The 6,744-nt window shown below is 67.8% G+C and carries 6 protein-coding genes and 1 pseudogene; 2 read left to right on the forward strand and 5 right to left on the reverse strand.

Annotated features, from left to right (window positions below; genetic code table 11):
* The first annotated feature begins 109 nt into the window (after positions 1-109).
* A pseudogene (locus ACFP2V_RS20690) lies at positions 110-828 on the forward strand (IS6 family transposase).
* A 50-nt stretch (positions 829-878) separates the two neighbouring features.
* Here the strand turns inward: ACFP2V_RS20690 and grpE are convergent.
* The 5 genes from grpE to ACFP2V_RS20715 all read right to left on the reverse strand — a co-directional run bounded on the left by grpE (position 879) and on the right by ACFP2V_RS20715 (position 5,425).
* Positions 879-1,511, reverse strand: coding sequence for a nucleotide exchange factor GrpE (gene grpE, locus ACFP2V_RS20695; protein ID WP_381214358.1), 633 nt, complete (start codon positions 1,509-1,511; stop codon positions 879-881).
* Positions 1,512-1,513: 2 nt separating this feature from the next.
* The gene (gene dnaK / locus ACFP2V_RS20700; protein ID WP_381214361.1) at positions 1,514-3,376 is read right to left on the reverse strand and encodes a molecular chaperone DnaK; all 1,863 of its coding nucleotides are present in this window, start codon (positions 3,374-3,376) and stop codon (positions 1,514-1,516) included.
* 62 nt (positions 3,377-3,438) lie between these two features.
* Complete coding sequence (locus ACFP2V_RS20705; RefSeq protein ID WP_381214364.1) at positions 3,439-3,804, reverse strand: J domain-containing protein; 366 nt, start codon at positions 3,802-3,804, stop codon at positions 3,439-3,441.
* A gap of 443 nt (positions 3,805-4,247) precedes the next feature.
* Positions 4,248-4,652, reverse strand: coding sequence for a hypothetical protein (locus tag ACFP2V_RS20710; RefSeq protein ID WP_381214367.1), 405 nt, complete (start codon positions 4,650-4,652; stop codon positions 4,248-4,250).
* A gap of 182 nt (positions 4,653-4,834) precedes the next feature.
* Positions 4,835-5,425: a tetratricopeptide repeat protein gene (locus tag ACFP2V_RS20715; protein ID WP_381214370.1), complete on the reverse strand. Its 591-nt coding sequence runs from the start codon at positions 5,423-5,425 to the stop codon at positions 4,835-4,837.
* 17 nt (positions 5,426-5,442) lie between these two features.
* Here ACFP2V_RS20715 and ACFP2V_RS20720 point away from each other — a divergent pair, with 17 nt between their 5' ends.
* Entirely contained in the window at positions 5,443-6,648 is a 1,206-nt protein-coding gene (locus ACFP2V_RS20720; protein ID WP_381214373.1) for an ISAs1 family transposase, read from the forward strand.
* Positions 6,649-6,744 lie beyond the last annotated feature (96 nt).

Genomic DNA, 6,744 nt, shown 5'->3' on the forward strand with positions numbered 1-6,744 from the left:
CGAGCATCGTCCGCACCCGGCCGGAGCGGGAGGCCCGCTCCTTCATCGCATCACGTTGGCTGACCGGCCTGGGATGATCTTCTGGTTGGTCACGCTGCGAGGGTCGTTTGTGGACAGCGCGCCACCGTCGTACCAGGGGCACCGGTACCCGGTCGAGATCATCTCCCACTGCGTGTGGCGGTACCACCGCTTCCCGCTGTCGTACCGCGAGGCCGGGGAGCTGATGCTCCAGCGCAACGTGCTCGTCTCCCACGAGACGGTCCGGCGGTGGTGCGCCACGTTCGAGCAGGCCTACGCTGGCACGCTGCGCCGCAGGCAGCCCCTGCCGGGGGACATGTGGCACTTGGACAAGGTCTTCATCAAGATCAATGGCGAGCTGACGTACCTGTGGCAGGCTGTCGACCAGGACGGGATGGTGCTGGACATTCTCGTGCAGGACCGCCGGGACACCCCCGCGTCCAGGCGGTTCTTCCGCCGCCTGATGAAGAAGACGTGTTCGGTGCCGCGGGTGGTCATCACCGACAAGCTCCGCTCCTACAGCGTCGCCCACCGCGAGGTCATGCCCTCGGTCAATCATCGTTCCCACCAGGGCCTGAACAACCGGGCCGAGAACTCCCCCCGGCCCGCCCGGCAGCGCGAACGCGCCATGAAAAGCTTCCGCAGCGTCGGCGGAGCCCAGTGGTTCCTGGCCGCCTTCAGCGGCATCTCATCCCACTTCCGGCCCCGCCGCCACCTGATACCGCCGCCCACTACCGCGCCGGGACGACCATGTGCTTCGCGGTCTGGGACCAGGCCACCAGCGTCGCCGGCCTGGCTGCCACGGCCTGAGCCCGGAGCCGAAACCCGGCCCCACCACCCCCCGACACGCTGTCAGGCACTCACACACTCAACAACGTGACAGCGCCTGGAGAGGAACTACTTGCACCTTTCAAGCAACGGCATTGCCTGCCCGGCGGCAAGGGAGCCCGGCCCGCTCCACGCCACACGGAAGGCCCGTGCATGTCCGGGGTGGAGAGGCCGGCTCCTCGGTCGCTTCCGCGCGGCTTCCTCGCGGGCGGAGTCGGCCCGGTGACCTCCACGGTGGCCGGACGCAGCAGATGCTCGCCGAGCCGGTAACCGGGACGCAGGACCGCCGAACAGACCAGCCGGTCCCTGTCGGGGGAGACGTGGTGCGTCAGGGCGTCGTGGCAGGCGGGGTCGAACGGATCGCCCACCTCACCGAACGACGTGACGCCCAGCGAACCGAGCTCGTCCTTCAGGCTGTCGGCGATGTCCCTCAAGCCCGGCGTGAGCGGCTCGTTGGCACACGCCCGGTCGACGGCGTCCAGCACGGGCAGCAGCGCCCGGAGCACGTTGGCCACCGCGATCTCGCGGACGGCCAGGCGGTCCCGCCGGACCCGCTTGCGGTAGTTGTCGTACTCGGCCTTCACCCGCTGCAGGTCGGCGGTCCGCTCCTCCACCAGGCGCCGCAGCTGCTGCAGTTCGGTGCTCTGCGACCCACTCCCGGTCATCGTCAGCCGGCCTCCGGCTTGTCCTCGTCGACAATCTCGGCGTCCACCACCTCGTCCTCGGACGAGCCACCAGCCGTGCCGCCCGCGGCCGCCCCGGCCGGCTGCTCGGCCCGCGCCTTCTCGTACAGGGCCGTGCCGATCTTCTGCGCGGCCTGTGCGGTACGGTCGATCGCCTGCCGGATCGCCGCCGTGTCCGCGCTCTCGTCCTTCAGCCTCTCCTTCAGATCGGCCAGAGCGGTCTCCGTCTCGCTCTTCGCGTCGCCCGGGATCCTGTCCGCGTTGTCCCTGAGCAGCTTCTCGGTCGAGTAGACGAGCTGCTCGCCCTGGTTGCGGGTCTCAGCCGCCTCCCGCCGCCGACGGTCCTCCTCGGCGTGCTGCTCGGCCTCGCGGACCATGCGGTCGATGTCGTTCCTGGGCAGCGCGGAGCCGCCGGTGACGGTCATCTTCTGCTCCTTGCCGGTGCCGAGGTCCTTCGCCGTGACGTGCATGATGCCATTGGCGTCGATGTCGAAGGCGACCTCGATCTGCGGCACCCCGCGCGGCGCCGGCGGCAGACCGGTCAGCTCGAACATGCCGAGCTTCTTGTTGTACGCGGCGATCTCGCGCTCGCCCTGGAAGACCTGGATCTGCACCGACGGCTGGTTGTCCTCCGCCGTGGTGAAGATCTCCGAACGCCGTGTCGGGATGGTCGTGTTGCGCTCGATCAGCTTGGTCATGATGCCGCCCTTGGTCTCGATGCCCAGGGACAGCGGGGTGACGTCGAGCAGCAGGACGTCCTTGACCTCGCCCTTGAGCACACCGGCCTGCAGCGCGGCACCGATCGAGACGACCTCGTCCGGGTTAACGCCCTTGTGCGGGTCCTTGCCGGTCACCTCCTTCACCAGCTCGGTCACCGCGGGCATACGCGTGGAGCCGCCGACCAGGACCACGTGGTCGATGTCGAACACCTTGATCCCGGCGTCCTTGATCGCGTTGTGGAAGGGCGCCTTGCACCGCTCCAGCAGATCGGACGTCAGCTGCTGGAACTGGGCGCGGGTGAGCTTCTCGTCGAGGTGCAGGGGGCCCTCGGCGGACGCGGTGATGTAGGGCAGGTTGATGGTGGTCTCCGACGAGCTGGACAGCTCGATCTTCGCTTTCTCCGCTGCCTCCCGCAGCCGCTGCACGGCCATCTTGTCCTTGGACAGGTCCACGCCGTAGTGGTTCTTGAACTGCTTGACCAGGTGGTCGACGATCCGCTGGTCCCAGTCGTCACCGCCCAGGTGGGTGTCGCCGTTGGTGGCCTTGACCTCGAGGATGCCCTCGCCCATCTCCAGCAGCGACACGTCGAAGGTGCCGCCGCCCAGGTCGAAGACGAGGACCGTCTGCTCGTTCTCCTTGTCCAGCCCGTAGGCCAGGGCCGCGGCCGTCGGCTCGTTGATGATCCGCAGCACGTTCAGTCCCGCGATCTCACCGGCCTCCTTGGTCGCCTGCCGCTGGGCGTCGTCGAAGTACGCGGGCACGGTGATCACCGCATCGGTGACGTCCTCGCCGAGATACGCCTCCGCGTCCCGCTTCAGCTTCTGCAGCACGCGCGCGGAGATCTCCTGCGCGGTGTACCGCTTGCCGTCGATGCTGCCGTGCTCCGGGAACCGCCAGCTGTGATCGCCCACGTGCCGCTTCACGGAGCGTGCGGTGCGCTCCACGTTCGTCACGGCCTGCCGCTTGGCGACCTCGCCGACCAACACCTCGCCGTTCTTGGCGAAGGCCACCACCGACGGCGTGGTCCGCGCTCCCTCCGTGTTGGTGATGACGGTGGGCTCGCCGCCCTCAAGGACCGAGACCACCGAGTTCGTCGTACCGAGATCTATACCGACCGAGCGCGCCATCTGAACTCTCCCTCCTCATCCTTTTCTCGTTCTGGCTGCCGTTTCAGGTGGTTGGTGGGTCCTCAACGCAGCATGGGCTTCCAGTGGACGGGGCCCGCCCGCAGGGGCGGTTCGGGTGCGCAGACCTGGAGCACGGTGAAGTACCGGCGCGGCGGGGCGTGCCGCGTCAGAGCCTGCCCGCGCTCCTGCGTCCGGTGACGGGCCAGCTCACAGGTCTGGTCGTAGGCCGCGCGGCGCACCGGGTCGCGCAGCGTCTCGTACGCCGCGCGCACTTCGCCGAACCGCTCCGCGGTGGTGGCATCCACCCGGGTGTCGGGGCGCAGCTCCCGCACCCGGGCGCGGAAGGCGGAGGTGATCAGCCCGGCCGTGGCCGAGGGCTCCGCCCCCAGCACCGCGTACAAGTCCGACCCTCGGTCCCGCGTCTGCATCCCGGCCACCTCCCCGGCCGCTGCGAGCTGCGGCTTCGGAACCCGGCTCGCCTACGTCCTGAAATAAAACTTGAGCCTTGCAATGTCAAGTCTGGGCGGGTACAGGGGAGATTATCGGAGGAAGTCCGGGTTGCCGGAGCGCGGACTCGAAGGACCTGCCATCAGGCGGTCCAGCAGGCAAAAGGAGCTGAACGATCGCTGTGGGCGGTCGAGCGAGCGGCGGCCCAGGGCCGGCACACAGCAGCAGGAACCGGGGGTGAGGACCATGGCAGAGTTCCTCGCATCGCACTGGGAGTGGGATCGAATCCGTGCCGGGCAGTGCTCCACCCTGCCGCAGGGCGCTGTTCTGCCTGATCAGCTCCCTGCGGAGTCGTGCCTCATCCGGCTGATGACGCCCTGCGCCGAATCGTCCGCTCACGCATCGCGCACGCATGCGAGGCCGGTCAGGAGTCCAGACTCTTGCGACGTACGCGCATGTAGGTCCCTGATGTGGTGCTCCCGCCCCACCCGCCAGTCGTGGCGATGTCCCATCCTTGCTGGGCGCGCATCTGCTTGGCGAACGCGTCGAGGTCGTTGATGGCGCATCCGCAGTCCAGATGAACGCGGACAGTGATGTAGCTGCCCATCGGCTTCTTCTCGCTGGGGTCCAGCGCCCAGCGGACGGCGTGCTCGTGGTCAGCGAGCCCGGTGCGTTGTTGATCGTGAAGGAGTCCGTGTGCGCGGGCGTATTCGTCGAGGTCGTCGACGACGAACAGGTCGCTTCGCCAGGAGCCCGGCCATACGGCGAACAGCCGCGACTCCCCGCTGCGAGCCCGCGCGTAAGCGCCGGCATCAACGCCGTGGGACACCGTTCCGTCCTTGGCGACTTCGATGTAGCACAGGGTCTTCGCGGTGTATGGGAAGTCCCTGCCGACAGCAGCTGCGCTGCGGGGTTCCCCGCTGCTCCTTCGATTTGGCCGTCTTCGTAGGTCACCGTGTCGTCGTCATGTCACCGTGGTGACGAGCGATCCGTCCGCCTGTCCGGCGAAGATCATCCTTCCTTGGATGAGGGAGGTGTAATGGACCAGGGGGTGCTGATGCTGCCATCCGGCTCCCAGCCGTAACTCCTCACTCTCTTGGCTTCCTCATCCCGACCCATCGATGCCAGAACCCACTCGGCGCATTCGACGCGTTCGTGGGATGCATCGGGATCGCTTATGGACCTGAGCCATGCGAGGGCCTCGCTTGCCCGCTCAGCGCGCAGCATCAGTCTGACCGCTCCGTGAGCCGCGCCGAAGGTGCCGTCTTCTGCGCTCTTCTGATACCAGACGATTGCTTCATCGAGCTTTTCCTTGGCCTCAAGGGTTTTGGCCAACTCGTGCTGTGCCTGAGAACTCCCGACAGTCGCCAGCGGAGTCAGCACGGCGATCGCTTCGTCGTGTCTGGGCTCCTGCTGGAGGAGGTGAGCAAGCTCGATCGATGTGCGGGTGCTGTTCTCGTGCAGGCCGGGGCATTGCACGTTTGGGATTGGTCCGGTTCGCCGGTCTCGTGAGTGATGTGGCGTCATGTCCTTTGTGTAGCAAGGGAGCCCGGAGAGCAGAGCAGGAACGGTGCTGGTGATCATGTGGTTGTCGAGACCCATGAGAACCGAGCGAGACCGTGCCTGCCCGAACATCATCGCCCATCCCTTCCGCGCTGGAGCAACTGGGCTCCCCGACGGATCCCCTCACCTCAAGCGCTGTCGCTGACCTGCGGCGTTTCCTGATCCTGGTCGCCGATCCCCGCGATGCGCGAGGTCTGCGGTATCCGGCCCTCGCGTTGCTGCGCGCAGCCGTCTCGGCGGTACTGACCGGGGCTCGCTCGCTCATCGCGATCAACGAGTGGATCACGGATGCCCCGCAGCATGTGCTGGGCGTCCTTGGCTTTGCTGCCAATCCGCTTACCGGTCTGCGGCCGGTGCCGCACGCCGCAACCGTGCGCCGCCTGCTGCAGCGTGTGGACGGCGACGCGCTGGACGCGGCGATCAGCGCGTATCTGCAGGCCAGAACGCCGCCCCCGGCCGATCCGGCGGAGGAGAAAGGGCCGGTGCGACGGGTGATCGCCGTCGACGGCAAGGTAGTCCGCGGATCGCGAACCCGGGCGGCCGCGGCCATCCAGCTGCTGGCGGCGATGGACCACCACGGCGTGGTCCTGGCACAGCGGCAGGTCGCTTCCAAGAGCAGCGAGATCCCCTCCTTCGCGCCGTTGCTGGACGGCCTCGAGCTGGAGAACTCGGTGGCGACCGCCGACGCCCTGCACACCCAGCACGACCACGGGGCCTATCTGACCCGTCGCGGCGCGTACTACGTGGCCGTCGTGAAGAAGAACCATCCGGGCCTGTACGCCCAGGTCAGGAAGCTGCCCTGGCGGGACATCCCGCTCGGGCACCGCACTCGCGACCGCGCCCACCACCGCGACGAGGTCCGCCGGCTCAAGGTCGCCGCGTTCAGCCACCTCGACTACCCCGGCGCCCGCCAGGCGATCCAAGTCGTACGGTGGCGACGCGACTTGAGTGCCGGGAAGCTGACCATCGAGCGCGTCTACCTGATCACCAGCCTGACCGTCTTCGACGCCACCTGCACCGAGCTCGCCACCTGGATCAGAGGTCACTGGGGTATCGAGAACCTCCTGCACCACGTCCGGGACCGCACGTTCCGCGAGGACGACTCCAAGGTCCGCACCGGCACCCTGCCCCGCGCCATGGCCTCCCTGCGCAACCTCGCCATCAGCATCTTCCGCCAGGACGGCCAGACCAACATCGCCGCCGCCCTCCGCCACACCGGCCGCGACTACCACCGGCCCCTACGAGCCCTCGGTCTCACGTGACGAACCCGGACAGATCTCGATCACGCAATGACCCTGTGGGCTGTCGAAAAATAACTCGTCGATTTCTGGCTTCCGTTGGCCCGTAGGATGCCGGGG

The sequence above is a fragment of the Streptomyces incanus genome (assembly GCF_042656345.1).
Classification (GTDB): domain Bacteria; phylum Actinomycetota; class Actinomycetes; order Streptomycetales; family Streptomycetaceae; genus Streptomyces; species Streptomyces incanus.